This window comes from Paenibacillus sp. J22P15, assembly GCF_056269345.1.
Genome location: NZ_JBWDNT010000004.1, coordinates 174432 through 201011, shown reverse-complemented (window position 1 = coordinate 201011; position 26580 = coordinate 174432). Strand labels below are relative to the sequence as shown.

Sequence of the window (26580 nt, the reverse complement as noted above, 5' to 3'; positions counted from 1 at the left end):
TTCCCCTAAACATTAGATATGAAAGGGTGAGGCTCAAGTGGATATGGAAACGGTCAAATTGTCTCAAATTGTAGAGAAGCTTGCCCCAGAGCTCAGTCCTTTTCTTACGAAACGCGAATTGGACATTAGCATTGTGCTGCGTGATGGACTTGCATTACTCGAGCCAGCTGACGCAATGGAAATTGTGCAGCATAGTATTTGCAATCAGCAGAGAGAAGCTTTGTTACAATGACAATGCGGGACACACGGATTATTTATGCGCCAGTCGAGACAAACTCGGCTGGCTTTTTGTTTATTCTATAACCATTTCGTATTGAATATCATCATTAGCGAAGCACCTTTTTTTCAGTCTACAGTCAAATAATTACCTTTAATTTTATTGTTTTTTCAAAAAAGTTAATGACCCAGACCTGCCATCTGCTTTATAATTTGAACAGAATAGCTAACGGGGAGAGAGCAAAATGGACATCATCATCTCAACATTGCTGCTGCTATACAGCTTACTCACTGGTAGCGAAGAGCATAATATCGCAGTGAAACAACTTGCAATTGCCTATGTAAATTCCGCAGCTGGTCAAACGATCATTAATCCGGATGTGAGCGTAAACGGGAAGGAGTTTTCTGGAGTCGGTCAAGTTGGGAGCGTTAAGAAAGATCCACAGCCAGATACACCGCCAATCAAAGGAATTTATGTTACGGCCCATAGTGCCGGCGGAACGCGTATGGAGTCATTATTAAAGCTAGTGGACGATACTGAACTGAACAGCATGGTCATCGATATTAAGGACGACAACGGCTTCATTACATATCCTACTGAAACACCAGAGCTTCAAGAGGTTGGCGCATCAAAAAAATATATCCGAGACATCAATGCACTTATGCATACTTTAAAAAATCATAACATCTATCCGATTGCTCGAATTGTTGTTTTCAAGGATACTGTGCTTGCTCGCAAGCAGCCAGAGCTCTCATTTCTTCATCAAGACGGGACGATATGGAAAAATGGCCGCGGGGAAAGCTTCGTAAATCCTTACCGCAAAGAGGTATGGGATTATAACATCGCTGTCGCCAAGGAAGCAGCCAAACTCGGATTTAAAGAAATTCAATTCGACTATGTAAGGTTCCCTGAAGGCTTTGAGAACAAGTCGGACTCACTTACCTTCAGCAAAACCGAACTAAGCCGTGTTGACACGGTCGCTAATTTTGTTAAATATGCCAGGGAGCAGCTCGAACCGCTTGGCGTACGAGTATCCGTAGACATATTCGGATATGCGGCATCCGTCCCCACAGCTGAAGGAATCGGCCAAGATTTCGTCAAAATATCAAATGATGTACATGTTATTTCACCTATGGTATATCCTAGTCACTACAGCACAGGATGGTTTAAGCAGAAAGATCCTGACAAAAGTCCTTACGAGACCATTAAAGGCGCCATGCTTGATACGCATAAGAAGCTTGATCCAAACAAGGATACAAAACCGATCATACGTCCATGGATACAGGATTTCACGGCAAGCTGGCTAGGTAACGGCCATTATATGAAATATGGCAAGGCTGAAGTCGAAGCTCAAATTAAAGCATTGCAGGACACGGGTATTAACGAATACTTACTTTGGAATGCGGGCAATAAATATTCTCCAAACGTAACTTATAAGTAGCCTCACGGTTTATGGATAAACACAAAAAAAGTCCACCTTCGCTGCAGCAGCGTAGGTGGACTTTTTTCTTAGTCATTATTTATTGGGATAGACGAAGAGCCAATTCATACATGCTAATGTCAAAAGGTTTCTTAGTGTTTACAACAAGATCAATATCCGTCGTTACCAGCTCACCTTTAATGACGCCGCATCCTTTGCCTGAATCGCCTGCCATTAGTTGTCTAACCGCAAAATCTCCAAGTCGGCTTGCCAAAATACGATCGATAGCCGTTGGCGTACCGCCACGCTGAATGTGTCCAAGAACAGTTACACGAGGCTCAATACCGCTATTAGCTGTAATTTGCTGTGCAACCTCCTCGCCTTTACCAGCGCCCTCTGCTACGACGATAATACTATGACGCTTGCCTTTGGCAAAATTCGTCTTCATACGCTCAGCAACCTCAGTCAGCTCGAAAGGAACCTCTGGTACAAGGATCGTTTCCGCACCGCTTGCAAGTCCAGCATGCAGTGCGATATCGCCGCAGTGGCGGCCCATTACTTCGACAACCGACGAACGCTCATGCGAAGACATCGTGTCGCGAATTTTGTTAATGGCATCGACAACGATGCTCACTGCCGTATCAAAACCGATTGTAATATCCGTGAACGGGATATCGTTATCGATCGTACCTGGAAGTGCCATCGTTTTGATTCCAAGCTTACTCAGCTTATTAGCGCCATGATAAGAGCCGTCGCCGCCAATTACGACTAGCCCGTCGATTCCTCTAGAGCGAAGTACCTCCGCACCGCGCTGCTGACCCTCAGGAGTCATAAATTCCAAACATCTTGCTGTTTGCAAAATCGTACCGCCGCGTTGAATGATATCGCCAACGCTTCTCAAATCCATTTGTCGCAAGTCATCATTAATAAGTCCTTGATAACCGCGTTGAACACCATAAACATCTAAACCGTGAAATAATGCACTCCTTACGACAGCACGAACGGCTGCGTTCATTCCTTGCGAATCTCCTCCGCTTGTCAGTACTGCGATTGATTTGACTGCAGACATGGTTCATTCCTCCACTTTGTTATTTATAGTTAAGCCTGTTGTTTCCGAATCCAGATGCTGTTAATAAAGAAAAAAAGACGCGTTAGCGGGCTATTCTTCATTAGTCTCTTTGATACATCTTTAACATCCGCCTGATGACGGACCTTCGGGTCTGATAAATATAAGGCTAAGAGCCCTTCAATAATCAAACGATGAAAACGAGATGCAGGAAGCTGCTTCACATCCTCACGCGCTCGGCTTACAATGGTGCCGAGACGCTCAACAAGCAAGCTTTCATTATCGTAATAATTGCAAAAATTAAGATCTCCGCCGACTTTGTCCTCTTCCTGATCGATTAAGTAATCGAGCAAAATATGAAGTCCGCATACATGCGGAAAATAAATCTTCTTGATCTCGGCTGCATCCTGCGAGGATAAACAATCTTCGCTTGCGGCAAGAAACAACATGAACATTCCAAGCGTAGAACCTGACGCAGCAGCAAACTCATTCCACTTCAGGTTTGGATAGTCCCCGCGATGCTTCTCCCACCAAGCAAATAAATGCTCTTCTCGAAGCTCCTTACGAATATGCTTGTACACTTGCAAATCGTTATATAAAGAGACAAGCTCGGTCACATGCTTCTGAACACTTCCATAGGAAGGCAATTGCGCAATTTGGATCTGACATGTCCGAACGAGATGATGCAAATAACCCCCATCATCTTTTTCATTACGGAATGCATAATAATCCTGAAGCTGGGCTTCGGGATTGACAGCATCGAGCATCGATTGATGCAATAATCGGAAGTCATTCGGATCAAGGGAGGTGCTGCGATCACATAAGTTATCCAAATAGTCGCTAATCGTCTGCAAAGCAACGATGAGCGGGATGAGCACATGTCTGCGCTCTAAGTTCGCTGCAGCGTAAACACCGCCGCCTTGGCAATGAAACTTCTTGCTGTCCATGCTGCCAAGAGCCTGCGTTCTCAGCTCACGATCTGGAATCCTTAATGCGAGGACGCGAAGCTTCCCAAGCTCACTTGCTACTTCGGGAAGGACATATTTATATACGCGATGCATGAGCTTTAAGGGGCTCTGGGGCACTCGGTGGCCTGTCAAAGTCGTCAATCTCATGATGCACCTCTCCTTAAAATCTTGTTCATGAATGTCGGCGCGATTCTAATTGCTGTTCAGTTCGATACCAAATATGAAGATCGTTAATCCTACTTGCATAATCGGCAATTTCATAGTTTAGTATACAGGATTGCTCAAAGCTTTCTTCTTCAAACAGTTCAGCCTGTTTTACATTAATGAGCTGTTCAAATTCTTTCACGCGATCGGGAATCGTTCCTCGAATGAGTTCCCACTGCAGAACGATCTCAAGCTGTACAATAGCTGCATACTGCTCCCATTCCATTTCCAGCACGGGAATACGGATCCGAAGCCGTTCATTCCAGTCAAAACGATAAGCTCCCATTGTAAACCTCCGCATCTAAATGTATCATCTCAGCTCATAATAATCCAGCTTCAAATCTCATTGGTGCGATTACTATTCCATGTTATACTGGAAACCATATTGTTTATGAAAGAGATGGAGTGAGCTTATAAAAGATGGACATACCTGAGATAGCACCAATCGAGCGCTCTGCAACTGCACGTAAGGAAACTGCTTCGTTGCGTATTTACAGCTTCTCCGCTTATTCTACCGCGGCGATGGTTGTCTCCTTTATTCCGTTATATTTCCTGGATAGAGGGTTCTCTGAGCAACAAATCGGAATTATTTATTCGACCGGACCACTCATATCGATCTTTGCCAATATCATACTTGGAATTGCTAGTGATAAATACAGAACGATAAAAAAACTGCTAATGCTGCTGCTGTTCGGACAATTCGTAATGATTTCACTGTTGTTTCCCATTGAAAATTTTGCGCTGATATGCCTCGTCATGATGGGCTTTTATTTTTTTCAGACACCGATAAATCCGTTAAGCGACAGCTTGATATTGTTATCGAGCCAATATACGGGAACCCCATACGCCCTGATACGAATATTCGGATCCCTCGGCTTTGCTGTAACAGCCTATACGTTCGGACTCATTCTAAAAGAAATTGGTTCGCAGTGGACACTTCCTTTAGCCCTTAGCACTATTGCTATTACACTCGCTTTGACGACACGAATCAAGGATTATCAGGGGAGTGCTCGCAAAATCAACTTCTCTGGTTTCTTCAAGCTCATTCGCCAGCGGGATGTCCTATTATTCTTTTTGATCATATTGACCATATCCATACCGCACCGCATGTACGAGGGTTTCCTTGCCGTCACTATGCGTCACATGGGGGCAAGTGACTCGCTCGTTGGACTTGCTTGGCTCGTATCTGCTATGAGTGAAATACCGATACTCTTCTTACTCGGCAAGTACGGCCATAAATTTAAAGAGCTGCCGCTGCTCATGATTGCATCCATCATGTATGCGATAAGGCTTTGGCTGCTTAGTGATATTCAAGATCCAAGATGGGTTATTGCAACACAACTGATGCACAGTGTATCGTTTGGCATTTATTTCTCCACTGCACTGCGTTACCTCTCTCGGCTCATTCCTGATGAATTCCGCGCGTCTGGACAAGCTGTTTATGCCGTCGTTTGGACAGGACTAGCAGGTGTAATCAGCGGTATGTTCGGCGGATATGTATATGAACATTTTGGTCGAGAAGTGTTCTTTCGCATGGGTGCATGTTTCGCGATTGTAGCAGCGCTTGCATTCCTTACACGATACTATTTTAGTCGAACGGACCGTTAATCAGCTCCAGCTAGCAAGCAAAGGCTGCTCCCAGCGTATAGTGTACGCTGGGAGCAGCCTTTTTTTATCATACAAGCAGATGCTATTCTGCAATTTCGAAATTAGAATATACATCCTGCACATCGTCATTGTCTTCAAATGCGTCCATCATCTTAAGGAGCTTGTCCGCATTCTCACCTTCAACTTTGACAATCGTTTGCGGAAGCCAACGAACTCCTGCATTAACGAACGTATATTCCTCTTTCTCAAGAGCATTCTTTACTTGTTCAAACTCATGCGGATGTGTCAAAATTTCATAGCTGTCGTCATTGACGATGACATCCTCAGCGCCTGCTTCAAGTGCAACCATCATCATTGTATCTTCGTCAGTCTCATGAGCTTCACGATCAACGACTAGTAATCCTTTATGATCAAACATATAGCCTACGCAGCCGCTCTCACCCATATTTCCGCCGCGCTTGTTGAACGCAGAGCGAACGTCAGCTGCCGTACGATTCCGATTATCGGTCAAGCATTTTACCATAATAGCTACACCGCCTGGACCATAGCCTTCATACATAATATCATCGTATTCGACGCCATCTCCAGCGCCGGCAGCTTTCTTAATCGCTCGCTCGATATTATCATTCGGCATTTGCTCCGCTCTAGCATTAGCAATCGCTGTTTTCAAACCGAAGTTTGCGTCTGGGTTAGGTCCGCCTCTTCGAGCTTGTACGTAAATTTCACGCCCGAGCTTGACGAACTTGTTATTTTTAGCCTGATCGGCCTTACCTTTACGGTCTTTGAACAATTTAAATTTCATTATGCTCGCTCCCCTGACAAAGTTTCCAGTCAACAGTTTATCATCGCAAGTAGGTCTTGGTCAATGAAAGTGAAAGCAAATCCCTTATAAATAATAGGCGAAATATCAATAAAAAAAGCCTCCTGTAACCAGGAGGACTTCTTCAATCGTTCATTCGCACATTTTTACTATAGTTTAATGACGTTGGCCGCTTGAGCACCGCGGTTACCTTCAGTAATGTCGAATTCAACCGCTTGCCCTTCATCTAAAGATTTGAAACCATCGCTTTGAATAGCTGAGAAATGTACGAAAACGTCTTCTCCACCCTCTGTTTGGATGAAGCCGTAGCCTTTCTCTGCGTTAAACCATTTAACTGTTCCTTTCAATTGAACAACCTCCTAAATATGACCGCCGTTCTAGTTGAACGAGCGAGTAAAATTATTATATCCATCCAAAATCCAAAAAGCAATTTAAAGTAAAATATTCAAATATTGACTTGAATTGCAAATGAAAGGAAGGTACGAGGATCTTAGTTCCGCTTTGCCTCCGTTAGCCGCGATCGTATCCAACAGCTGATCTAGCTGAGGATAAGGCTCTTGGTCGAGCGAAATAAGCGGATAAATCCGAATTTGGCCGCCTGGCTTGCAGATACGCATTAACTCCAGAATGGCTTGTATATGAAATTCATGCCCGTATTGGTTAGCATATAAAAACATAAAATGGCTGCATAAAATAAGTGAGAATCGATCATCTGAAAACGGCAGTTCAGGAAGCTTCCCATCTATGTACAACGATCTTTGCTCACTGTTCAAAACACTAGCTTTAAACCGTTCAATCGAAGCTTCACGACCTGCTTTATGGTTTTCAATGGAACCATAATAGCTCCAATCAAACAGCTCCTGAATTTTTGAAATTTTTTCTGTTGATGTTTCAATTTCCTGTGCAGCCTCTGAAATCCACTGTTCAATCCCTGCTCCATAGCGCGGATCAACTGCAACAGCTGAGTATCCTGCCGCTTGTGCATCCGCTGTGAAGGAAGATCCGCCAGCTGCAACATCGAGAATCTCTCCGTTTTCCAGGTCCGTCTGCTGCAAATCAAACATCCGTAAATACTCCTCGTAGCTTCTGCAAGTCATAGCGACACCAATTTGTTCATAGCGCTGTTTACTCATTCTTGCCCTCTCCTCTGCTCGTCTCTTCTCATCTTTTCTCGTCTCAACTATGCTTCCTTCTTACGGTGTCGTATTGATTACCGCAGCCATAATGGCTATGATAATAAGAATACCATAATCAAAACTAAAAGGGTGGAAAATTTAGTATGTTTAAGAAACACGAAATCTATAAGACCGACAAGTACAATATGTTGACGGTTGAAGTACAAGGCAAGACGCTTATCGTTCGGGAAATTTCCGATCAATGGGGTGAAGACACTCATACTTTCATTAGCCGTCCAGAGATGCTTCATTGGGCACAGAATCGGTTCCGTGCAGCCGACTTTGTTGGACGTGAAGAAGAGCTTGCTTCCATTATGAGCGCATTAAAGGAAGTTTAAGAACGGAATTTCTACCCTGCCAGCAGGATATTCCAATCTATACGGCGAACATATCGTTACGCATTTGTGCATAGGTACAATTAGAATGCTGCCTTTTTTTCAGCCAGCTTACAATCAGGAGGACTTACCTTCAAATGGATGCTACAGCTTCAGTTATTTTCATTATTTCAGCCTTTGCACTTGGAGCTATCGTTATTATGAAACGAGACTCCTTGCCCTCCGGTTTGCGCCGGGGTCTTGCACTTGTATCCGTTGCATTTATTGCGTTTGCGTTTTTTCTAATCGTATATGCTTTTTTTACAATGGGTAAAGCTTAGCCAGCAGGCTGCTGAATATTCGATATCCCATACGGACATAGTAGAAACAAACTGTGTCCTGAGGTGATAACTGGATGAAATGGCTCCCCTTGCTGCTTGCTTTAAGTCTCGTGCCTGGTGGTGCTGCTGCTTCAAATGGTACAGCACGACAAGCCGAGCATGTCTCACCAACCTTATCCATACCTAGGAGGAATTCGATGAATCACGTACCTAAACGTTCAGAATCCGCACCTGAGACCCGCTGGAAGCTAGAGGATATTTTCCCAAGCCAAGCGGCATGGGACAAGGAATACGCAGAAGCTAAAACACTAATCAAAAAAATCTCTGAATATCAAGGCAAATTAGCTGATGTCGCACAATTGAAAGCATGCTTCGAGCTTGAAGATGAGATGTCTTTGCATGTTGAACGCCTTTATGTATATGCGAATATGAAGCATCACGAGGATACAGCAGAGCCTGTATTCCAAGCGCTTTCTGATAAATCCAAAAAACTAAGTGTTGAATCTGGCGAAGCGCTGTCATTCATTACACCTGAAGTGCTCAGTCTTTCCGATGAGAAGCTCGATGAAATGATAAACAATGAATCGGTTGCCAAATTCCGCCACACACTCGAGGAAATGCGTCGTCAGAAAGCACATATCCTTTCAAAAGACGAGGAAGCACTGCTTGCTCAAGTAGGCAATATGAGTTCCGCATCTGGTACGATCTTCAGCATGTTGAACAATGCAGACCTCAAATTCCCTAAAGTAAAAAATGAAGACGGCGAATTGGTTGAACTTACACACGGCAGTTACATACAATTTCTTGAAAGTAAAAACCAAGATGTGCGCCGCGAAGCTTTTAAAGCGGTATACGATACGTATGGCAAGCTGAAAAATACGCTAGCTACTACGTTGACTGCAAATGTCACAAAAAATAGCTTTTACGCAAAAGCTCGTAAATACGATTCTGTTCTCGATATGTCCCTTTATGGTGACAATATCCCGAAAGAAGTGTACACGAACCTCATCGACACCATTCATAAACATTTGCCGCTTATGCATCGTTACATGGATCTTCGCAAAAAGCTGCTTGGATTAGACGAGCTTCACATGTACGACTTGTTCGCTCCGTTAGTCGACGAGTTCAAGATGGACATTACGTATGAGGAAGCTAAAAAAACGGTAAGCGAAAGCTTGAAGCCGCTGGGCGAAGATTATTTGAAGGTACTGCAAGATGGCTTCGACAACGGCTGGATCGATGTATATGAGAATGAAGGTAAGCGAAGCGGTGCGTACAGTTGGGGCGCATTTGGCACACATCCTTATGTCCTGCTTAATCATAAGGACAATTTGAATAGCATGTTCACGTTGACACATGAGATGGGTCATGCACTGCATTCCCACTATTCAGACACAAATCAAAACTATCGCGATGCACAATATACGATTTTCCTTGCTGAGGTCGCTTCAACGTTAAACGAAGCTTTGCTGATGGATTATCTACTCAACAAATCGACCGATCCAAAAGAAAAAATGTATTTGCTCACGTATTATGCGGATCAGTTCCGTACAACCGTATTCCGCCAAACGATGTTTGCAGAGTTCGAGAAAATTATACACGAGCGTACGGAGCAAGGCGATTCACTAACGCCGCAAGAACTTAGCAAAATTTATTACGATCTAAACGTACTGTACTATGGTAAAGATATGGTAGTAGATAAAGATATCGAAATGGAATGGGCACGTATCCCCCATTTCTATAACAGCTTCTACGTGTACAAATATGCAACAGGCTTTTCTGCTGCTACTAGCTTCTCCAAGCAAATTTTGGAGGAAGGCGAACCTGCAGTTGAGCGTTACCTTGGCTTCCTAAAAAGCGGAGGTAAAGACTTCTCCATTAACATCTTGAAAACAGCGGGCGTCGACATGTCTTCACCTGAGCCGATTGAACAAGCAATGAGCGTCTTTGAAGAGCTTATTGGACAGATGGAGCAGTTGACGAAGTAACTCAAAAATAACTCAAACCAATGAACGATATAGAAATGGGCTGTTCCTCAAGTAGATTAACCTGCTTGTAGGAAAGCCCATTTTTTCTTTTCATTGATTACACCATCTTAGCTTATTGTATTTGTAGTGGTTGTATATCTCATCTTCAATTTCCAGTGTGTTTAGAAAGTCAAAATGACACTTTTGCATGACTTTATTCGAGCCAATGTTATGAAGCAAAGCTATTGCATTCAGCTCTTCTACATCGGTATTTTCAAACAAATACTTCAATAAGCCTTTAACGGCTTGTGAGGTATAACCTTTTCTTCTGTGATCTTTGGATATTGCAAACATAATTTCTCTATTCGGAAGCGGCAGCTCATCTTTTATGCCTGTGCAGCACCAACCGATAACACCGCCTGTCTCTTTGGAAATAATGCTGAGGCACAAGCGGAGCTCTTCAATTTTCCCGCATTCTGCTACCGCTTTTAGAAATTGCTTGTTTTCCACGATTTCATAATTGACCATCCAATCTAATCGTTGCTCCATAGACACGTTCCAACCAGGCAAATACTCATAAATTTCCGGCTGCCACGTAAGCGCGTGAAACTCATCCAAATCCTGAACACTATACTCTCGCAAAATAATATCTTTACACTCAATTTGAAATAAGGGTGCTGGGCTCTTATGTTTAGAAGTAGAATTCATTGTATTCCTCCACCTTCTTCTAGTAAATGAACTGCTCACGATTAAAATATAGAACACTTTCAATTTCCTGCTAAATCTCCAAATATATCATTTGACAATTCGAATTACATAATAACATATTTTTCCCGTTATAATTTGTATTTTATATGAAGGCTTTTGCTATAGAGACGCTTCTTTTCCAACTTATGATGTTATGTGGAATTTTTCTTTTTGTGGTAGATAAAGAATATTCGGATTGCTAGTGCTGCTTTGGTGAGCTGTTCGGGGCGGCTGCATTCTGTAAGCACGTATAGGTGCTTACAGAGTGGTAGATTGGTTACTTTGAGTGCTGTAAGAACACATACGTGCTTAATGGGTAGTTTGGCAAGTGTTGGTGTGCGGACTTCGGCTCTGTAAGAACGTATGTGTGCTTACAGAGTGGAAGATTGGTTACTTTGAGCGCTGTAAGATCATATACGTGCTTATTGGGTAGTTTGGCGAGTGTTGGTGTGCGGTCTTCGGCTCTGTAAGCACGTATGTGTTCTTACAGAGCCGTGGATTTGTTACTTTGAGTGCTGTTAGAGCACATACGTGCTTATTAGAATGTTTTGTGGTGGGGGGTGTGCGGGTATTTTGCTCTGTAAGCACGTATGTATGCTTACAGAGTGGTAGATTGGTTACTTGAGTGCTGTTAGAGCACATACGTGCTTATTAGAATGTTTTGTGGTGGGGGGTGTGCGGGTATTTTGCTCTGTAAGCACGTATGTATGCTTACAGAGTGGTAGATTGGTTACTTTGAGTGCTGTAAGAACACATACGTGCTTATTGGGTAGTTTGGCAAGTGTTGGTGTGCGGACTTCGGCTCTGTAAGCACGTATGTGTTCTTACAGAGACGTAGATTGGTTACTTTGAGCGCTGTAAGAGCGTATTTGTGCTTATAGGTGGTTTTAGATGTGAGGGTGCAACCACTTTCGTCTCTTGCACCACATGTTCCACGGGAGAAGACGAATAGAAATAAAAAAAGACTGTTCAGGTTGATTACTTCATCCTGAACAGTCTCATAATATGCGCCTCGTTCGGTCATAGAAAAATATGACCGATACCCCATGCTAGCGCGCCTGCGAACAACGACGACAGAAGGTTCACTCTGTCGTTGTCCAGCCAGGCGAAGCCGCGCACTTTCTCCGCCGCGCTGCCGCAATGCGCGGCGCGCTCGATCTCGCTGCCGCATACCCGGCAGCGATACATGGCCTGGCCGGTTGCGCCGAGCAAAGAGTCGGCGAAAGCCCCGGCCAGGCCGGGGGCGGCCGCCGGGGCGATGCATACCGCCGCGGCGGCTCCGCCGCCAAGCGTACCCGCAGCAGCCTCTGCAGGCTGCGGGGCCGCAAGCAGCGCGGCTACGGCGCCGATGAACACGGCGCCTGCCAGCGCTGCTGCACTGCCGAGCGGCGTAACACCGCCGCTCGTTCCTGCCGCTACCGGCTTGCCGCTCGTCACCGATCGCGGCGCCGTCTTACTTAAGGCACCGATCTCGGTGGCCCATGTATCCGCGTTTACGGCAGCCATTACGCCGATGTACGCGAATAGCCACCCCTGATCGGGCCACAGCGCATTGGCGGTGCACAATAGAAGTCCTACACCGCCGTTAGCCCACACTTGACCAGCATCGCGGCGTCCGGTCTTCTCGTATTTTGCTTCAGCCGCTTTCTTCGCTCGGTGATTTCGCTTCCACTTTGACCAGAAAGTAGAGGAAATAAAGAAACCGATCAACAATCCAAACCAGACAGGCTCCCCAAGGGTCACGAAACCAGTTCCCATAATGATTGCTGACCAAGCGCCTGATCCGGACAACGAGCGAACGCGATAAGCAGCTCCAGCAGCTAGTACGCTGCCTATTAAGCCGATAATGAGCCTTAACCACCATTCTTCTATCCAACCTACCATGTAACGAGCGACCTCCTGCTAATGCAAAAACCGCATTAAAAGCTAAATTTTTATACTGCTTTCAACGCGCAGCTCATGCCAACGTTCCGGGTAATTTGTACAAATTAATATTTCTGGATCTAATGCTGCAATTTTACGGATTGCGCGTTTCTCATTAATCGTCCAAGCCATAATTTGAATGCCTGCGTTTTTGAGCAGCTCGACTCGATCCTTGTTTAGCTTTGAGTAGCTAATCGACAAAAAATCAGCCCCAAGCTCCGCTAACTCCTTCGGCAGCGAATTACGCCAGCCATCAATAATAAGACCAGTTCGAATCTGACTTGAAAGCTGCTTCATTCGATATAATGTCCCTTCATGAAAGGATGTGATCACCACTTCATCCTCAGCACGATAGGCCTGTATACATTCAAGTACCTTTTGCTCGATCAGCGGATACCGGATACCATCCGTCTTCAGCTCAATGTTGAGCTTACAGTGACCAACCGCTTCTTTCAGCACCTGTTCAAGCGTGGGAATTTTCTCACCTTGATACTTTTGCGAAAACCAATTTCCCGCATCCAGTGCCGTAAGCTCTTCTGCTGTCCGTTTTTTAACATCGCCTTTACCATCTGTTGTCCTGCGCAGCGTATAATCATGAATGACCATCGGCACATGATCCTTTGACAGATGAACATCAATTTCAATCCAATCAATTTCCGGATCAGCAATCGCCAATCGTATAGCTGCCATCGTATTTTCCGGCGCGCGGCTTGACCAGCCTCGGTGCGCAACGCACGGATTTTTCATGAAACGATCATCCTTTCACTCGGCTAATTATTCATGTGCAATTCGTCCATCTTCATTCAGCTTTACGCCAAAGGAGACCGACGTCAGCCGATCGAGTAACGCTTTAGCTTTCTCTCCCTCTAACGGAGTTGGCTGTGCATTAACTGTAAACATCGGATGAAATGTCATCTCACAATCCCCATTTTTCGTACATAAAGCGTCAAGCACACCTGTCTCGCCCGCAGTCTCCTTGGGATACGAGCTAAAAATAAAGTTTCCTAAACTGTATGCAATCCATTTGCCTTTATACATTTCAAAGCCCTGCAACACATGTGGATGACTCCCGATCACCAGATCTGCACCGGCATCGATATATTGTCTGCCAAAATCTTTCTGATAAGGCTCCGGCTGATCAACCCGCTCCTTGCCCCAATGCACCATCACGACAACGATGTCCGCCTGCTTCTTTGCCTTTGCAATCGCTTCTGTCGCGCGCCGAGTATCATAGCTTTCAGCTAATCCAGGTACATTTTTATCCGCTTTCCACGAAGCGAACGGCACTACTCTGCTGAGGCCGATGTAAGCAATCTTAATTCCTCGAACCTCTTTGATTACAGGAGTAAAAGCCTCTGTATCGTTATTACCCGCACCCATATGCGATATTCCAGCTTCATCCAAATATTTCATCGTATCGAGCATGCCCTCAACGCCTTGATCAAGCGCATGATTATTGGCAAGACTCATAATATCGAAGCCTGCATTACGAATCGAAGGCAGTACATCCGGCGAGCCTTTAAAAACATATGGCGTTCCTTCTACTGGAACACCTCTCTTCGTTACTGGAAATTCTAAATTTCCAGCCGTCAGATCCGGCTCACTTAAATAGAGTAGAGAAGGTTGATAGAGATAATCATAGCCTTCACGAGCTGTGATGGCACTTACATATTCAGCAACCAATAAATCTCCTACAAAAGAAAGACTAACTTTTTCTTCCTCACTGCCAGCTGCGCCGGGCTCTGTTGTTGCGAGGTGCTCGTCCTCATCCTTACCCTCATCAGGCAAGCTGGAACCCGCTTCATTGCTGCCCCCTATTTCTTCACCTGAAGAATCCCCGTTGCCTACTGCTTTCGATTCATTTTCAGAACCCTTGTCCTCCGGTTTAACACTTACATTTTGCTCCTTATTCTCACTGCTTGCAATGCTGAACCAGTCTTTTAGCTTATCTGAATTTTCTGCTGCAAGCCATGCTCCGAACACCACTATAATAATGCCAAGCAGCGTGAGATTAACGAAAAGAAGTCTGCGGAGCCTTTTTTTACGTCGTAGCTTGTCCTGCTGGTGCGTTTCTGAACGTGATACATGCATAGAAGGTGGCTCCTCTATAATAGATTTAGAGTCCATAAAATGATAGACTCCTCCATTATAGCAATGAACCACCTTCACGGGGAAAACAATTATTCTTAACTTATTTTAATATTGCTTGGGCAGCTTCTTTACCCTGCCTAATACAATCCGGAAGACCAACACCATCGAATGCTGCACCCGTAATCCATACACCTGGCAGCTCCCGTTCAAAGCGATCCCTCAGCTGCTTCATATTTGTAACATGTCCGACAGGATATTGCGGCATTGAACGAGGCAATCTTGTAATCTCAACAAACAAAGGATCGGCTTTAATCCCCATCGTCTCTTCAATATCTCGGCGTACAGCCTTAATCAGATCTGCATCTGGCAGTCTGACGCTTTCCTCATAGCCAGAACGACCGACGTAGCATCGCAGAAGAACCTTATCATCCGGGCTCGTATGCAGCCATTTGTTCGATGTCCACGTACACGCCGTAATTTGCAAACCTTCCGAACGAGGCACCACAAATCCCGATCCGTCAAAATCAAGCCCAAATGTCGCTTTATCAAACGCCAGCACCACGTTCGCAACCGAAACATAGTTAATTGCTCGAAGCTCACTAACATCCGTCAAAGGCTCAAGCAGCTCTACTGCATTATATGCAGGTGCTGTCATCACAATTTGATCTGCCCATAATCGCTCACCGCTATCAAGCATAATCTCATAAAGCGCTCCTTCACCCTCTGGTGAAGCTCCATGATCTGCACAACGTTTAATTTCCATAACCCTTGTGCCAAGACGTCTCTCCACCTTGCTTAGCGCCTTATCAAGCGCGTTCACAAGCGTAGACAATCCACCTTTAAACGTCAAGAAAGTACCTCCCTTCGCAGCAGCTGGAAGTGCTCCAGCAGCAGCGGTAACCTTTCGGTTATGCTGCATACCGCGAATAAGGCTGCCATGCTTGCGCTCGGATGCTGCAAATTGCGGGAATGTCGCATGCAAGCTTAACTTCTTCAAGTCACCTGCATAGATACCTGCGAGCAGTGGTTCCGCAATGCGTCTCATGACTTGATTGCCCACTCGGCGCTCCAGAAAACCGCCAAGCGATTCATCACTTTCCTCCTTGCGTACTGGAATCACCAAATCCATTAATGCCCGAAATTTACCGCTCCATGATAACAAGCCTGTTTTCACGAAAGGTCCAATTTCAGTCGGTACTCCAAGCACTAGCCCCGCAGGCATCGGAAACAGCTTGCGCTGATGCAAAATATATGTTTTTTTCGCTCCCGGATTCGTAGTCGTCAGCTCGTCTTCCAGACCAAGCTCCTCCGCAAGATCAATAATAGCAAGCTTGCGCGCGAGGAAAGAATCCGGTCCTTTCTCAATGACGAATCCGTCACGCTGCAGCGTATTAATTTTTCCGCCCAAGGCAGGAGCTCCATCTACAATCGTAATTTCAAGCTCTCTGCCTTGCCGCTCCGCTTCCCGCTGCAAATAAAAAGCGGAGCTCAGTCCGCTGATTCCCCCGCCAATAATGACAATTCGATCAGGTTTTCCGATTCTCCGCATCTCATTCATTCCTTCCCTTCGCCGTCCAAAGCCTCGATGACTGATTCCGCCAACGTTTCCATATATAAAGGATCACGATTCAGCATCGCAATTCTATCCAAAGTCAGATTTAACTCCTTCGCAGCAGCCTGCGCTTCAATATCAAGATCGTACAACACTTCCAAATGATCCGAAACGAAGCCTACCGGTGCTACAAGCACTGCTTTCACGCCTTCTTCTGCAAGTACAGGCAATGTTTCCAAAATATCTGGCCCGAGCCAAGGATCTCTCGTCCGACCTGCGCTTTGCCAAGTAAACTGCCAATCCTTCACATTTGCTGCTTTCGCAACCGCTGCTGAGGTTTCAAGCAGCTGCTGCTCATAAGGATCACCAAGCTCACGAATTATCTCTGGCAAGCTATGTGCGCTAAATAGCACCTTCACATTCTCTTCACCATCCGTTGCGGCGTCCAAACGTCCTAATCCTGCAACAACTCGATCAGTTAGCGCTTGAAGAAGCTTCGGATGCATGTGATATTGCTTCACGAAAGTCATCGCAATACCAAGCTCATTCGCTTTTTCCTCCGCACGTTTGATATAGCTGCCTACACTCATTGTGGAGAAATGAGGCGCAAGCACGATCCCTACCGCTTCCGTGATGCCATCCTTTGCCATTTGCTCAATACCGTCTTCAATATACGGTTTTGCATGCTTTAAGCCCTGATAGCAAGTTAACTTACCTGGTGCGATCTGCGCCAGTTTATCTTGAAGACCAGCAACCTGTCCGTTTGTATTCTCCCTTAGCGGAAATACGCCGCCTACAATTGCTTCATAACGCCCTTTCAGCTCTGCAAGCAGCTCAGGTGTCGGCGCGTTTCCCCGGCGAATATGCGTGTAATAAGTTTCTACATCATCCATCGACTCCGGCGTTCCGTAAGACATCACGAGTACGCCTATTTGTTTCGCCTTATGCTCAGACATGACTAGTCTCCTTATGACTGCGTGCAGAGATTGCCTTTTTAGAATACGATTGTACGAATGCAGTTAATTGCGCTAGCTTCTCCAGTGACGCTTCTGGGAACAAACCATGGCCAAGGTTAAAAATAAAGCCTGGCTCATCAATTCCGCTATCAATAATCTCTTTCGCATAGGACTCAATAACGCTGATTGGCGCTGTCAGAATCGTAGGATCAAGATTGCCCTGTACCCCAAAGCCTTGTTCCAGTCTACGACGGCCTTCTGCGATCGAAATCCTCCAATCCAGACCGATAACATCCGCTTTTACATTCAGCAATTCCGGAAGAAGCTCTCCTGAGCTTACGCCTGGGAAATATATTTTCGGCTGCGGCAAATCCGACAGCTCCGAGAAAATACGCTCGATGGTCGGCAATACGAATTTCCGGAAATCAGCTGGCGTCAACGCGCCTACCCAGCTGTCAAACAATTGAAAAGCTTTACCGCCAGCAGCGATATGCGCGCGCAAATAAGTAATGACCATGTCGCCAAGCTTGCGCATCAATTCATGCCATAGCTCAGGTTCACTGTACATCATTTCTTTCGTACGCAAATAGTTTTTGGAAGGTCTTCCTTCAATTAAGTAACTGGCAATGGTGAATGGTGCACCCGCAAACGTAATCAGCGGTACTTCAAGCTCTCTATCTAATATACGGATCGTTTCAATGACATGGCCTAGATCACCTTCCACATCAATAGGCTTCAAACGTTCAATATCAGCTGCCGAACGAATCGGATTCGCGATAACCGGTCCAATATTAGCAACGATATCAAAATCAATTCCGATCGAAGCTACGGGATTCATAATATCTGAATACAAAATAGCAGCATCCACGCCCAGCTTGCGAATCGGCATCATCGTAACTTCAGCCGCAAGCTCCGGCTGCTTGCATATTTCAAGCAATGAATATTTTTCTTTTATTTTGCGATAATCAGGATCATATCTTCCCGCTTGTCGCATGTACCATACAGGTATTTGATCTACTTGTTCCTTCTGGCAAGCCCGTATGAAACGGTCGTTATAAGTCATTCCCGTTCCCCATTTCTATGTATTTTCCTATGCTTCCATTATGCCCTTTTTCGGCAAACCTAACAACCGCCGTCACTGGGCTTCCTATGACAATAGTATGACAATCATCTGCTGCTTGCATGAAGGACATATGAAAAAAAAGATGACTTCATTAAATAGAGCATGAACACTCTATTTAAAAGGTCATCTTAATTATCTCGCACCGATTAGATTTAGTCTAACTTGTGCTGAGTTTCCTCTGTTTTGCTTCCTTTACTAAAAACGTCTGCGTATTGGGGAAAAATATAGGTTTGAATGTTCATTCGCAAGGAATGAATTGCTTTATCTTTCATAATGAAGGGATGCGAATATAAATCAGGATAATCCTTATTAATCGTTTCTTTCGTTAATTCCGTCAAGTTCCATTTTTGTAATGTAAACAATCGTTCATGCTTCTGCATATTGTCGATATAGAGCAATAGACTAGGAAGATGACCAACTACAACCACTTCGAGGTTATTCGTAATAGTATTTAAACTAGGTACAGCGGTCTCAGAGGTTTGTGAATTATTTTCATCTTCAGTCGATTGCTTTACATAAGCTAGTGGTGCCGTAGAGAGCAGCGCTAACTCATTGAAAAAAATAAGGTTATCTGAATCAGCTCTCTTTACAGGTACACGGCTCGTTAATTGTTCTATTTCTTTCTCTGATATTTTCTCATCAGAGAATTCGTTTCTCACACTTTGCAGCATCAATTCCTTCTGTTTCGACACTTGTTTAGCCTGCCTCAAGTTCTCTAGCTCAGGGAATAGATATACAAATAAAAATACTGTGTTCACTAATATTAATAAAGCTATTCCGATTATAAAATAAATCTGAAATTTAGTAAGCGACGGCTTCGTAACTTTTAATTTGATCTCCATATTTATTGAGCTCCTTTTTCCTTATAAAGCTCAATGACTAAATTTAACTTATAAACTTCTTTTCTTTTCGTTTCTATGACCGTTTCGCCATTTATACCAGAAGAAACAGCTTCCGCTGACGTTTGCTCATCCGCTTTCTTATAGAATGAAGATAAAACAACGCCTTGAAGCTTAGCATTATCTTCTAAGTCCTTCATATATTGAATCCCCTCAGAAGCATTCTCGAAATCGAGCTCCATACTTATTTTCAAATCGTCACTAGCGGAAATCGTCACTATTTTTGTTGTTAACGGCAAATTCTGAGTAATGGCTGACAAATAAGACTTCCATTCCGTACGATTAAGCTCTAATTGGGTTATCATTTGCTCAGCTTGTTTATATCCATCCACCTTTACCTTCAATTCGCCATTATTACGAATATTGTCGGCTTCCTGCTCCGATCGTAAGCTATCCTGTTGATGTCCTCTAGCTTCCGCTTGCCAAGTCTTCGTATAGTACAGCTGAGCTCCTAACAAAATAATCATTAACAACAGCAGCAGCGGCAGCAGCTTTGGATTTTTGGAGTTCGATTTTTGCTTTACAGGCAGTAAGTTTATTGATTTCATGTTTCCTTCCCCCTCAAAGCTAAACCAAGCGGCACGGCATACATTGGAACACTCCAGCTGCTATCATTTCCCGCTTCAGATAATAGATCCAAATTCAGTAACGCTACAGGCGGAGTTATACTATCCTCCATTAAGGAAGCTAGCTTATCTAGTTGTAAAATATCGCCTGAGACTAGAACTCGGCTGAATGTACGTTCACTCTTATTGATATTGTAGAAGTAAAAATTCATTAACCGCTCTAGCTCAGCAATTAAATCCTGTGCAGCATTCAAAAATAATTGCTCAGGATTTGAGTAATTATCAAGCCAAAGATTTTGTTCAACTTCATTTTCTGTAACTAAGGATTTGAAGGATACCTCAACATTACGAGTAATTTTGAAATGTCCATCTTCAATAATAGTTATCTCACTGTTTAGCTCATTTACGTTAACGATGATATTAATCCCCTCAACATCGATATGTCCCCATTCTACTAGCCGCAGTAGAGAGAATGACTTAATTTCAATGCTGCAAGGAATTAATTTCAGTTGCTCAAAGACATCTACGTAGTCCTGTAGTATGCTCGTTGGAGCAGCAACCACCAATACTTCGCACAAATTCGCTTCTTCCGATGGAAGCTCTACTTGAGAATTAACCACCTTTGGCAGCTTGATGAAATCGTAATAAGGATCGTCAAATGCCATACTTAAGTTATTTTCCACTTCGAACTGTACAAGCTTCTTAAGCTCAACATTTACGATATCCGGCATCTTAAGACTTCTTACCATCACTCTTTGACTCGGAATGGCGAAATGAACGTATCGACTTCCAAAGCGTCTTGAATCCAACACTATTTTCAATACAGCTTGCAGCTTTTCTTTATCTACGACCTTTCCTTCGTCTATTACACCGACAGGCAGTTCTCTTGCGGAGTAGTTCATTAATTGAACAGCTTTCTTGCCCTTTTGTTGAATCTCACACACCTTAACATGGCTATCTGTAATTTCGATGCCAAGGGTTTGATGACCATTAGCTAATTTTCTAAGTATGGACTGATTCATCTCTCTCATCCCCCTCGCGGCAGTGCAAATTGTAGTTACTTAATACAAATACTTTCTTGTTGTTGTCCACTATCAAGTTTGTCTGTATACCAGCTCTGTTCGTAATTGGGATGAAATAAAGTTGTTCCTCCTACATAAAAACCTTTCATCTGGTTTTTCCTCCAATCTTTGCCTATCTCATGGAGTGTAGCATTCTTAAATACCAAAAACATGCCGCCAATATCGAGACTTCCCATAAATGTCGAGTTTCCAAAGTTTAAATCTGTTTTAGAAATTAGATTTTCACCAATCTTGATTACCGCATCAGATTTTATAGTATTTTTGAAAACTATATTTCCCTTTGATACTAATGAGCCTTTAATATTAAATATTTTCTCGATCGTGCTATTAATAGTAAAATCCCCTTCAACAACCACGTTGCCGATAACATTAAAATCAAAAACTGTATTTGCTAATAGCAGATTCCCTTTAATATGAACAGAGCCACCCACTTGAAAATTTTTCTTAATGACATCATTAATGATTAAATTTTGATTAACAATGACATCTCCCGCGACGACAAAGCCATATACCGTGTTCTTAATTTCAAGAAGTCCCTTCACCTTCAAGGATCCTCCAATGGAGAACAGTCCTATTACACCATCTCTTGATTCAGCAATAGGATTGTTAAAGCTCATCCCGCCCTGCACAATAACATCCTTTTTCACATCAAAGCTCGTAATACCATTCGTTGCTTTTATACTTCCCTTTACAACCATACCGCCGTTGACATGCCATCTTAGCACGGTGTTATTATATTCGATGTCACCATTCACTATAATATCGCCTGTCACGTAGAAGTTTTTCAGTGTATTTTTTACCACTAAATTACCATTTACGATCAGATCACCATCAATAACGATAGTGCCATTCGTTCCCGTATCACCAATAACTACATTTCCTTTTACAAGTACATCTTGTTTAAAAGTTATCGTTTTGTCATATGCGAGTTCTCTAAACCTCAAATTCCCACCGACACGTACGTCACCTTTAAACAGGATCTGTGCTTTGATGATATCCTTGAAATACAAATCTCCATTTGCCACAACAGAATTTCCGCTACTATCGGATTCAATAACTACATCTTTTGTAATATTGTGACTTGACGTTCCGCCTATATTGACATTTCCCGCATTGATAATTGCAGGTCCTGACTCATATTTTGACAATTCAATTGATGTGACTTTACTTTCCAATGCAACAACCTCACTAAATCGTTTATCCGAGAATACATTCAGGAATGCGTCCGAGATCACGTTAAAAGAATGATTGATATAATAATCTGCTGTTGCAGCAAACAAATCTTGAAACAGAGCGTCCGTATAGCCATTTAAAATATGCGACGTCGGCAGTGCTTGTCCCGTTTCAGGCAATATGAAGCATGCTGCAAAAATTTTATTGTTTTTATTATCCTTATCACCTGGAGTGTTGTTACTATTTTTCATTATGACCTTTTTGTCAGTCGTCGGAACCGGCGGGGTTGGTGATGGTGTAGGACCTGGAGTTGGGGTTGGTACAATAGGAGGCGCCGTAGATTCATGAAGCGGAACTAAATTATACTTTAGCTCGCTTGCACGAACCTGATTTCCATTTCCGTAATTTGCTGTAAAGACTACAGCAATCGGCTTATTATCGCTGCCATTCACAATTTCCGCTTGAACATTTAATTGGTCCATTTCATTGACAATCTGAACCAAACGATCGATGTTTGGCAATGTATTGTTCATTTCATCCATCTTTTTCATATCCTCGTACATTCTGGCGAACACGGTCATACCCGAATGAGCATCTGTGAAGGACTTCTCCGAATTTGCGTTTGTTTTGGCCTGCAGCAATCCGACACTCGTACTCATAGCAAGCGGAACGATTACAATGGAAATCATAACGATAAATCCAAAAACAAGCATTAACGTTCCGCCTTTTTCAGATTGAAAAGATTTAATCATTGCCTTTTCCCCCTTGAGCATATTATTCTATAAGTAATTCGATCCGATTACTTAACTATAAAGGAGCTGCCCGATGCGCAATCAAAAAGGACTAACATTGATAGAAGTTTTGGGCTCCATCGTCTTATTAGGCATCGCAGTTTTAGGCATCATATTTATTTTGCAGCAAACCGCAATAGATACCAGATCCAATGAAAAATCAGATGAAGCTGTTGTTGTTGCTAGAAATGTGATGGAAGAAATCAAACACAAACTAAAAACGAACATTGTACAAACTTCTGTGTATGGACAAGACATCTCACTAGAGAAGCTACGAAATCTTGCCTCAACTACTATTTATTATCCGGATGCTCTTGATCGGCGGTATGAACTGCAAATTCAATCTCATTCAGCTTCGTTAGGGACAGTATCTCTTACAGATACAGCAATATCCGACTTAGACTCCATATTCCGCCGAGTTACCGTCAATTGTATTGAGGTCTCTTCTTCGAAGAAATTCGAATTAGAAGCGTATGTTGAATACAAATAATATCGATTGAGGTGAACGGAATGAGATATTTTCTGAAAAATGAAAAAGGACTGACACTTGTTGAAGTTACTGCCGTTCTTGTTCTTTCGGTCATTATTTTAGGCTTCTTAATCTATCTGCTAAACTATTCAAATATGAGCCTAAATCAGGTATCTGCTAGAGAGAAAACACTCCAACAGCAAAGGGATATTATGAGCCAAGTTGTGAAAACTGTCCGTAAAGGCTATTCGCCAGCACCGCTAGAGAGTAAATCTAGCAATTTGCGGCTTGTTAGTTCTGATAATGATGAGGCAGTCGATTACACATATGACAGCTCTTCGAAATCACTTACAGTCTCTTATAAACCAATTGTTGAGAACGTTGTATCCGCAACCCCAACCTCAAGCTTCACATTCTCTGATCAGGTAGAAAGTATTCTATTTGATGCCAAAGACGGTCGAATAGAGATTACGCTTGAGATGAAGCTGCCTAACGATTCGATCAAAAAAACATCAACCGTTGTCTATACTACTCAGCGAATCAGTTAAAACTGAAGCAATGATAAATACCATCCAATCAAACCGTTCCCCCCATAATAAGCTGCTAACGCACCTGCAGCGATATAGGGTCCGAACGGTATCGTTTTGCCTCTGGACTGTGCCCCTGTTGCAATTAAAGCAAGCCCTCCGATTAATCCAAATAAACTGGCGAGAAACAAACAAAGCAAGGTGAGCTTAACGCCTAAGATCAAGCCTATGAATACATAAAGTTTGATGTCTCCGCCACCCATCGTTTCTTTCTTCAACACCTTATTTCCAATGATACCTATCATTAACAACGCCCCGCTGCCAACAAAAGCAGCGATGCCATAATTCAATATCGGAAGCGGGTGAACGAATAGTCGAATGCATACCGCCCCGATTACACTAACAGCCACCACTTTATTTGGAATAATCATATCGGTAAGATCTGTTTGCACGATGATAACTAAAATACTGATGAAGAATAGAACAGCAAACAGTTCGAGCTTCCAGCCTATGGAATAAGCGGCATGAGCAAACAAAACGGTCGTTATAAGATCGCCTACGGGGTATCGCCACACAATAGGCTTGTTACTTACTGTCTTTTTGAGCGACAAGAGTAGTACAGATAGCAATGGTACTGCAGCATACCATTTCGGTTTCACTTGATTGTTTAGTTCGTATGTAGGTGGATAAACAGAAAGAAGCCGTTCATCCCATCGGATTGCAACAGCGTTAAGCACACCGCTAAGCAGCAACCCAAAAAGCGCGAATGCGATGATAGCTGATGTGGTCATTTTTACCCTTCTTTGCTTGGGAAATTTATAGAAAGGCAACCTTGGGAGGTTGCCTTTCTAATGATTATGGATTTAAGATGTTGGTCATTCTACTTTAACTGTCCATCCACTTGCACCTTTGGTAGCAGTTATAGTTCTTTCTTTTTTGTCATTAAATACAATTTTTTCGTTAAGGTATCCCGCAGTCACAAGTTGATCCTGAGTATAAGTAGTAGTACTTGTTGCTGGCTCAGGCTCAAGTTCAATAACATAACGTAATGCCGCCTCTTGTATCATAAGCTCACTCGCAGTATCTGCTTTCTTCTTCGATTTTTCAATTGTCCCGCCAATAGCTGGGACAGCAATCGCAGCAATAATTCCCACAATAACTAGTACCGCAAGCAACTCGATAAGTGTAAGACCCTTTTGATTCCGTTTCAGTGCCATCAACATAAACATTCTCCTCTCAATTTTTAAAGCATGTTTAAAAACAAGTAAAACCAAGGAACCAGTGCGACATATAACAGCTCTGAGCAAGGGGTACATCTATGCTCAGAATGAATACGGTTTATTCTCCGTAATTTAGTATCATCAAACTATAAATAGCTTTGCATCATCTTAAAGGTTGGCATCATGACCGCCATAACGATGACACCTACTACTCCGGTTAGCAAAACAATCATAAGCGGCTCTAACAGCGCCTTGAGACGATCCGCCATCTGATCAACGTCTGACTCATAGAAATCAGCAACCTTATCCAGCATGTCATCAGTCGATCCTGAACGCTCGCCGATTGCCATCATTTGAATAACCATTGGCGGAAATAGACTGGATTGTTTAAGTGTTTCTGACATCGTCTCTCCACGTATAACTTTTTCCCGAACATCAGAGATTACCTTCCCCATTGCCTCATTTCCTACAACATTCGAGACGATAGATAAGCCTTGCATAAGCGGAATAGCAGCAGCTATAAGTGAACTAAACGTTCTTGAGAAACGGGCAATCGCTTGCTTATGCCACAATGTGCCGAATACGGGAATTCTGAGCAGAAAGTAGTCCAATTTCTGTCTGCCAGAAGCTGTACGTCTAAATAGCTTCCATAATAAGCTAGGCACAAACATTGCTGCAATTACGATATACCAGAAACTCTGCATGAATTCACTTATTGACATAACGATGCGCGTCGGCAATGGCAGTTCGATTCCCATTCCCGCAAAGCTGGTCACATATTGAGGAATAACAAAAAGCATCATGAAAATAACGACGAGAACCATCATTACAAGCATCACCGTCGGATAGACCATTGCTGACTTTACCTTTTCTCTTGTGTTGCGCTCTTTCTCGAAGAAAACAGCCAACCGATGCAGCATCGTATCCAAATTTCCCGCCACTTCACCCGCCTGAACCATGCTGACAAATATGGGAGAGAAAACGGTAGGGTATGCGGACACTGAATCAGAGAACTGCTTGCCGCCACGCATCTCTTCAGCAATGGCTGCGAGCAGTTTGGATAAGGTTTTGCTGTCGGTCTGTTCACTCAAAATTTGAACAGCCTCTACTAAACTAACACCAGCTCGATACAGAGTAGCCAGCTGCCTGCAAAAGACAGTAAATTGATCCATCTTGACTCGCGGCCCGCCAAACGATATATCCTTATATAGCATCGTTTCGTTCGTATCTAATAGATCCGTAACCCACAAGCCCTTCTCACTCAGAGCCTCGCGTGCGCGCTGCATCGTATTCGCCTCAAGAATTCCAATTGACTTCTTGCCACTGGAAGTAATCGCTTTGTACCGATATTTCGGCATTAT

Annotated in this window: 28 protein-coding genes; 8 read left to right on the top strand and 20 right to left on the bottom strand. The window is 43.5% G+C overall.

Annotation, left to right across the window (positions count from 1 at the left end; genetic code table 11):
- Positions 1 to 43 precede the first annotated feature (43 nt).
- Both AC0YN6_RS11980 and AC0YN6_RS11975 read left to right on the top strand, forming a co-directional pair.
- Positions 44 to 232, top strand: coding sequence for a hypothetical protein (locus AC0YN6_RS11980; protein ID WP_082360949.1), 189 nt, complete (start codon positions 44 to 46; stop codon positions 230 to 232).
- A 229-nt stretch (positions 233 to 461) separates the two neighbouring features.
- Entirely contained in the window at positions 462 to 1658 is a 1197-nt protein-coding gene (locus AC0YN6_RS11975) for a putative glycoside hydrolase (RefSeq protein WP_475747074.1), read from the top strand.
- A gap of 79 nt (positions 1659 to 1737) precedes the next feature.
- Here AC0YN6_RS11975 and pfkA read toward each other — a convergent pair whose 3' ends face one another.
- Genes pfkA through AC0YN6_RS11960 form a run of 3 tightly spaced genes read right to left on the bottom strand, consistent with a single transcriptional unit; the run spans position 1738 to position 4161 of the window.
- Entirely contained in the window at positions 1738 to 2706 is a 969-nt protein-coding gene (gene pfkA, locus AC0YN6_RS11970; protein WP_475747073.1) for a 6-phosphofructokinase, read from the bottom strand.
- 29 nt (positions 2707 to 2735) lie between these two features.
- On the bottom strand, positions 2736 to 3818 hold the full coding sequence (locus tag AC0YN6_RS11965) for a tetraprenyl-beta-curcumene synthase family protein (protein ID WP_475747072.1): 1083 nt from the start codon (positions 3816 to 3818) through the stop codon (positions 2736 to 2738).
- A gap of 25 nt (positions 3819 to 3843) precedes the next feature.
- Positions 3844 to 4161, bottom strand: coding sequence for a hypothetical protein (locus tag AC0YN6_RS11960; RefSeq protein ID WP_475747071.1), 318 nt, complete (start codon positions 4159 to 4161; stop codon positions 3844 to 3846).
- Positions 4162 to 4295: 134 nt separating this feature from the next.
- On the opposite strand from AC0YN6_RS11960, the gene AC0YN6_RS11955 reads away from it, so the two are divergent.
- Positions 4296 to 5483, top strand: a complete 1188-nt coding sequence (locus AC0YN6_RS11955) for an MFS transporter (RefSeq protein ID WP_475747070.1) — start codon at positions 4296 to 4298, stop codon at positions 5481 to 5483.
- Positions 5484 to 5565: 82 nt separating this feature from the next.
- On the opposite strand, the gene AC0YN6_RS11950 is transcribed toward AC0YN6_RS11955, so the two are convergent.
- The 3 genes from AC0YN6_RS11950 to AC0YN6_RS11940 form a co-directional block, all read right to left on the bottom strand.
- Positions 5566 to 6285, bottom strand: coding sequence for a YebC/PmpR family DNA-binding transcriptional regulator (locus AC0YN6_RS11950; protein WP_475747069.1), 720 nt, complete (start codon positions 6283 to 6285; stop codon positions 5566 to 5568).
- Positions 6286 to 6452: 167 nt separating this feature from the next.
- A complete protein-coding gene (locus AC0YN6_RS11945; RefSeq protein ID WP_054024152.1) occupies positions 6453 to 6650 on the bottom strand; it encodes a cold shock domain-containing protein in 198 nt (65 codons plus the stop codon).
- 84 nt (positions 6651 to 6734) lie between these two features.
- On the bottom strand, positions 6735 to 7436 hold the full coding sequence (locus tag AC0YN6_RS11940; RefSeq protein WP_475747068.1) for a class I SAM-dependent methyltransferase: 702 nt from the start codon (positions 7434 to 7436) through the stop codon (positions 6735 to 6737).
- Positions 7437 to 7582: 146 nt separating this feature from the next.
- Here AC0YN6_RS11940 and AC0YN6_RS11935 point away from each other — a divergent pair, with 146 nt between their 5' ends.
- The 3 genes from AC0YN6_RS11935 (at position 7583) to pepF (ending at position 10121) form a co-directional block, all read left to right on the top strand.
- Positions 7583 to 7816, top strand: coding sequence for a hypothetical protein (locus AC0YN6_RS11935; RefSeq protein WP_054024150.1), 234 nt, complete (start codon positions 7583 to 7585; stop codon positions 7814 to 7816).
- A 134-nt stretch (positions 7817 to 7950) separates the two neighbouring features.
- Positions 7951 to 8133, top strand: coding sequence for a hypothetical protein (locus tag AC0YN6_RS11930; RefSeq protein ID WP_475747067.1), 183 nt, complete (start codon positions 7951 to 7953; stop codon positions 8131 to 8133).
- Positions 8134 to 8330: 197 nt separating this feature from the next.
- Positions 8331 to 10121, top strand: a complete 1791-nt coding sequence (gene pepF / locus AC0YN6_RS11925; protein ID WP_475747472.1) for an oligoendopeptidase F — start codon at positions 8331 to 8333, stop codon at positions 10119 to 10121.
- A gap of 90 nt (positions 10122 to 10211) precedes the next feature.
- Here pepF and AC0YN6_RS11920 read toward each other — a convergent pair whose 3' ends face one another.
- From AC0YN6_RS11920 to AC0YN6_RS11870, 11 genes are all read right to left on the bottom strand, one after another.
- Positions 10212 to 10808, bottom strand: coding sequence for a GNAT family N-acetyltransferase (locus AC0YN6_RS11920; protein WP_475747066.1), 597 nt, complete (start codon positions 10806 to 10808; stop codon positions 10212 to 10214).
- 1059 nt (positions 10809 to 11867) lie between these two features.
- Positions 11868 to 12731 (bottom strand): DUF92 domain-containing protein, encoded by an 864-nt coding sequence (locus AC0YN6_RS11915; RefSeq protein WP_475747065.1) that lies wholly within the window; start codon positions 12729 to 12731, stop codon positions 11868 to 11870.
- Positions 12732 to 12773: 42 nt separating this feature from the next.
- Positions 12774 to 13517 (bottom strand): glycerophosphodiester phosphodiesterase, encoded by a 744-nt coding sequence (locus AC0YN6_RS11910; protein WP_475747064.1) that lies wholly within the window; start codon positions 13515 to 13517, stop codon positions 12774 to 12776.
- A gap of 27 nt (positions 13518 to 13544) precedes the next feature.
- Complete coding sequence (locus tag AC0YN6_RS11905) at positions 13545 to 14861, bottom strand: CapA family protein (protein ID WP_475747063.1); 1317 nt, start codon at positions 14859 to 14861, stop codon at positions 13545 to 13547.
- Positions 14862 to 14961: 100 nt separating this feature from the next.
- Positions 14962 to 16410, bottom strand: a complete 1449-nt coding sequence (hemG, locus tag AC0YN6_RS11900) for a protoporphyrinogen oxidase (protein ID WP_475747062.1) — start codon at positions 16408 to 16410, stop codon at positions 14962 to 14964.
- A 5-nt stretch (positions 16411 to 16415) separates the two neighbouring features.
- Complete coding sequence (hemH, locus tag AC0YN6_RS11895) at positions 16416 to 17369, bottom strand: ferrochelatase (RefSeq protein WP_475747061.1); 954 nt, start codon at positions 17367 to 17369, stop codon at positions 16416 to 16418.
- Positions 17362 to 18432, bottom strand: coding sequence for a uroporphyrinogen decarboxylase (gene hemE / locus AC0YN6_RS11890; RefSeq protein ID WP_475747060.1), 1071 nt, complete (start codon positions 18430 to 18432; stop codon positions 17362 to 17364). The genes hemH and hemE overlap by 8 nt, the downstream gene beginning before the upstream one ends.
- A gap of 212 nt (positions 18433 to 18644) precedes the next feature.
- On the bottom strand, positions 18645 to 19334 hold the full coding sequence (locus tag AC0YN6_RS11885) for a hypothetical protein (RefSeq protein WP_475747059.1): 690 nt from the start codon (positions 19332 to 19334) through the stop codon (positions 18645 to 18647).
- Positions 19335 to 19336: 2 nt separating this feature from the next.
- Positions 19337 to 19939, bottom strand: coding sequence for a hypothetical protein (locus AC0YN6_RS11880; RefSeq protein WP_475747058.1), 603 nt, complete (start codon positions 19937 to 19939; stop codon positions 19337 to 19339).
- Positions 19936 to 20979: a type IV pilus biogenesis protein PilM gene (gene pilM, locus AC0YN6_RS11875; RefSeq protein WP_475747057.1), complete on the bottom strand. Its 1044-nt coding sequence runs from the start codon at positions 20977 to 20979 to the stop codon at positions 19936 to 19938. The genes AC0YN6_RS11880 and pilM overlap by 4 nt, the downstream gene beginning before the upstream one ends.
- A gap of 35 nt (positions 20980 to 21014) precedes the next feature.
- Positions 21015 to 22964, bottom strand: coding sequence for a bactofilin family protein (locus AC0YN6_RS11870; RefSeq protein ID WP_475747056.1), 1950 nt, complete (start codon positions 22962 to 22964; stop codon positions 21015 to 21017).
- A gap of 73 nt (positions 22965 to 23037) precedes the next feature.
- Here AC0YN6_RS11870 and AC0YN6_RS11865 point away from each other — a divergent pair, with 73 nt between their 5' ends.
- Together AC0YN6_RS11865 and AC0YN6_RS11860 are read left to right on the top strand one after the other, a co-directional pair.
- The gene (locus AC0YN6_RS11865; RefSeq protein WP_475747055.1) at positions 23038 to 23493 is read left to right on the top strand and encodes a prepilin-type N-terminal cleavage/methylation domain-containing protein; all 456 of its coding nucleotides are present in this window, start codon (positions 23038 to 23040) and stop codon (positions 23491 to 23493) included.
- Between the two features lie 20 nt (positions 23494 to 23513).
- Positions 23514 to 24020, top strand: a complete 507-nt coding sequence (locus AC0YN6_RS11860) for a PulJ/GspJ family protein (protein WP_475747054.1) — start codon at positions 23514 to 23516, stop codon at positions 24018 to 24020.
- Here AC0YN6_RS11860 and AC0YN6_RS11855 read toward each other — a convergent pair.
- The 3 genes from AC0YN6_RS11855 to AC0YN6_RS11845 all read right to left on the bottom strand — a co-directional run bounded on the left by AC0YN6_RS11855 (position 24017) and on the right by AC0YN6_RS11845 (position 26577).
- A complete protein-coding gene (locus AC0YN6_RS11855) occupies positions 24017 to 24790 on the bottom strand; it encodes a prepilin peptidase (protein WP_475747053.1) in 774 nt (257 codons plus the stop codon). The two genes, AC0YN6_RS11860 and AC0YN6_RS11855, sit on opposite strands and share 4 nt — an antisense overlap.
- 84 nt (positions 24791 to 24874) lie before the next feature.
- Positions 24875 to 25216: a prepilin-type N-terminal cleavage/methylation domain-containing protein gene (locus AC0YN6_RS11850; protein WP_475747052.1), complete on the bottom strand. Its 342-nt coding sequence runs from the start codon at positions 25214 to 25216 to the stop codon at positions 24875 to 24877.
- A gap of 149 nt (positions 25217 to 25365) precedes the next feature.
- Complete coding sequence (locus AC0YN6_RS11845; protein WP_475747051.1) at positions 25366 to 26577, bottom strand: type II secretion system F family protein; 1212 nt, start codon at positions 26575 to 26577, stop codon at positions 25366 to 25368.
- Between the last annotated feature and the right edge of the window lie 3 nt (positions 26578 to 26580).

Bases quoted from the DNA above. Each gene is read 5' to 3' on its own strand.
- AC0YN6_RS11910 (WP_475747064.1), bottom strand. From the start codon at position 13,517: ATGAAAAATCCGTGCGTTGCGCACCGAGGCTGGTCAAGCCGCGCGCCG.
- AC0YN6_RS11855 (WP_475747053.1), bottom strand. From the start codon at position 24,790: ATGACCACATCAGCTATCATCGCATTCGCGCTTTTTGGGTTGCTGCTT.
- pfkA (WP_475747073.1), bottom strand. From the start codon at position 2,706: ATGTCTGCAGTCAAATCAATCGCAGTACTGACAAGCGGAGGAGATTCG.
- AC0YN6_RS11915 (WP_475747065.1), bottom strand. From the start codon at position 12,731: ATGGTAGGTTGGATAGAAGAATGGTGGTTAAGGCTCATTATCGGCTTA.
- AC0YN6_RS11860 (WP_475747054.1), top strand. From the start codon at position 23,514: ATGAGATATTTTCTGAAAAATGAAAAAGGACTGACACTTGTTGAAGTT.
- AC0YN6_RS11950 (WP_475747069.1), bottom strand. From the start codon at position 6,285: ATGAAATTTAAATTGTTCAAAGACCGTAAAGGTAAGGCCGATCAGGCT.
- AC0YN6_RS11975 (WP_475747074.1), top strand. From the start codon at position 462: ATGGACATCATCATCTCAACATTGCTGCTGCTATACAGCTTACTCACT.
- AC0YN6_RS11965 (WP_475747072.1), bottom strand. From the start codon at position 3,818: ATGAGATTGACGACTTTGACAGGCCACCGAGTGCCCCAGAGCCCCTTA.
- AC0YN6_RS11960 (WP_475747071.1), bottom strand. From the start codon at position 4,161: ATGGGAGCTTATCGTTTTGACTGGAATGAACGGCTTCGGATCCGTATT.
- AC0YN6_RS11955 (WP_475747070.1), top strand. From the start codon at position 4,296: ATGGACATACCTGAGATAGCACCAATCGAGCGCTCTGCAACTGCACGT.
- AC0YN6_RS11940 (WP_475747068.1), bottom strand. From the start codon at position 7,436: ATGAGTAAACAGCGCTATGAACAAATTGGTGTCGCTATGACTTGCAGA.
- AC0YN6_RS11930 (WP_475747067.1), top strand. From the start codon at position 7,951: ATGGATGCTACAGCTTCAGTTATTTTCATTATTTCAGCCTTTGCACTT.
- pilM (WP_475747057.1), bottom strand. From the start codon at position 20,979: ATGAATCAGTCCATACTTAGAAAATTAGCTAATGGTCATCAAACCCTT.
- hemE (WP_475747060.1), bottom strand. From the start codon at position 18,432: ATGACTTATAACGACCGTTTCATACGGGCTTGCCAGAAGGAACAAGTA.
- AC0YN6_RS11845 (WP_475747051.1), bottom strand. From the start codon at position 26,577: ATGCCGAAATATCGGTACAAAGCGATTACTTCCAGTGGCAAGAAGTCA.
- AC0YN6_RS11980 (WP_082360949.1), top strand. From the start codon at position 44: ATGGAAACGGTCAAATTGTCTCAAATTGTAGAGAAGCTTGCCCCAGAG.
- AC0YN6_RS11865 (WP_475747055.1), top strand. From the start codon at position 23,038: ATGCGCAATCAAAAAGGACTAACATTGATAGAAGTTTTGGGCTCCATC.
- AC0YN6_RS11850 (WP_475747052.1), bottom strand. From the start codon at position 25,216: ATGGCACTGAAACGGAATCAAAAGGGTCTTACACTTATCGAGTTGCTT.
- AC0YN6_RS11870 (WP_475747056.1), bottom strand. From the start codon at position 22,964: ATGATTAAATCTTTTCAATCTGAAAAAGGCGGAACGTTAATGCTTGTT.
- AC0YN6_RS11920 (WP_475747066.1), bottom strand. From the start codon at position 10,808: ATGAATTCTACTTCTAAACATAAGAGCCCAGCACCCTTATTTCAAATT.
- AC0YN6_RS11880 (WP_475747058.1), bottom strand. From the start codon at position 19,939: ATGAAATCAATAAACTTACTGCCTGTAAAGCAAAAATCGAACTCCAAA.
- AC0YN6_RS11935 (WP_054024150.1), top strand. From the start codon at position 7,583: ATGTTTAAGAAACACGAAATCTATAAGACCGACAAGTACAATATGTTG.
- AC0YN6_RS11905 (WP_475747063.1), bottom strand. From the start codon at position 14,861: ATGCATGTATCACGTTCAGAAACGCACCAGCAGGACAAGCTACGACGT.
- hemG (WP_475747062.1), bottom strand. From the start codon at position 16,410: ATGCGGAGAATCGGAAAACCTGATCGAATTGTCATTATTGGCGGGGGA.
- hemH (WP_475747061.1), bottom strand. From the start codon at position 17,369: ATGTCTGAGCATAAGGCGAAACAAATAGGCGTACTCGTGATGTCTTAC.
- pepF (WP_475747472.1), top strand. From the start codon at position 8,331: ATGAATCACGTACCTAAACGTTCAGAATCCGCACCTGAGACCCGCTGG.
- AC0YN6_RS11885 (WP_475747059.1), bottom strand. From the start codon at position 19,334: ATGGAGATCAAATTAAAAGTTACGAAGCCGTCGCTTACTAAATTTCAG.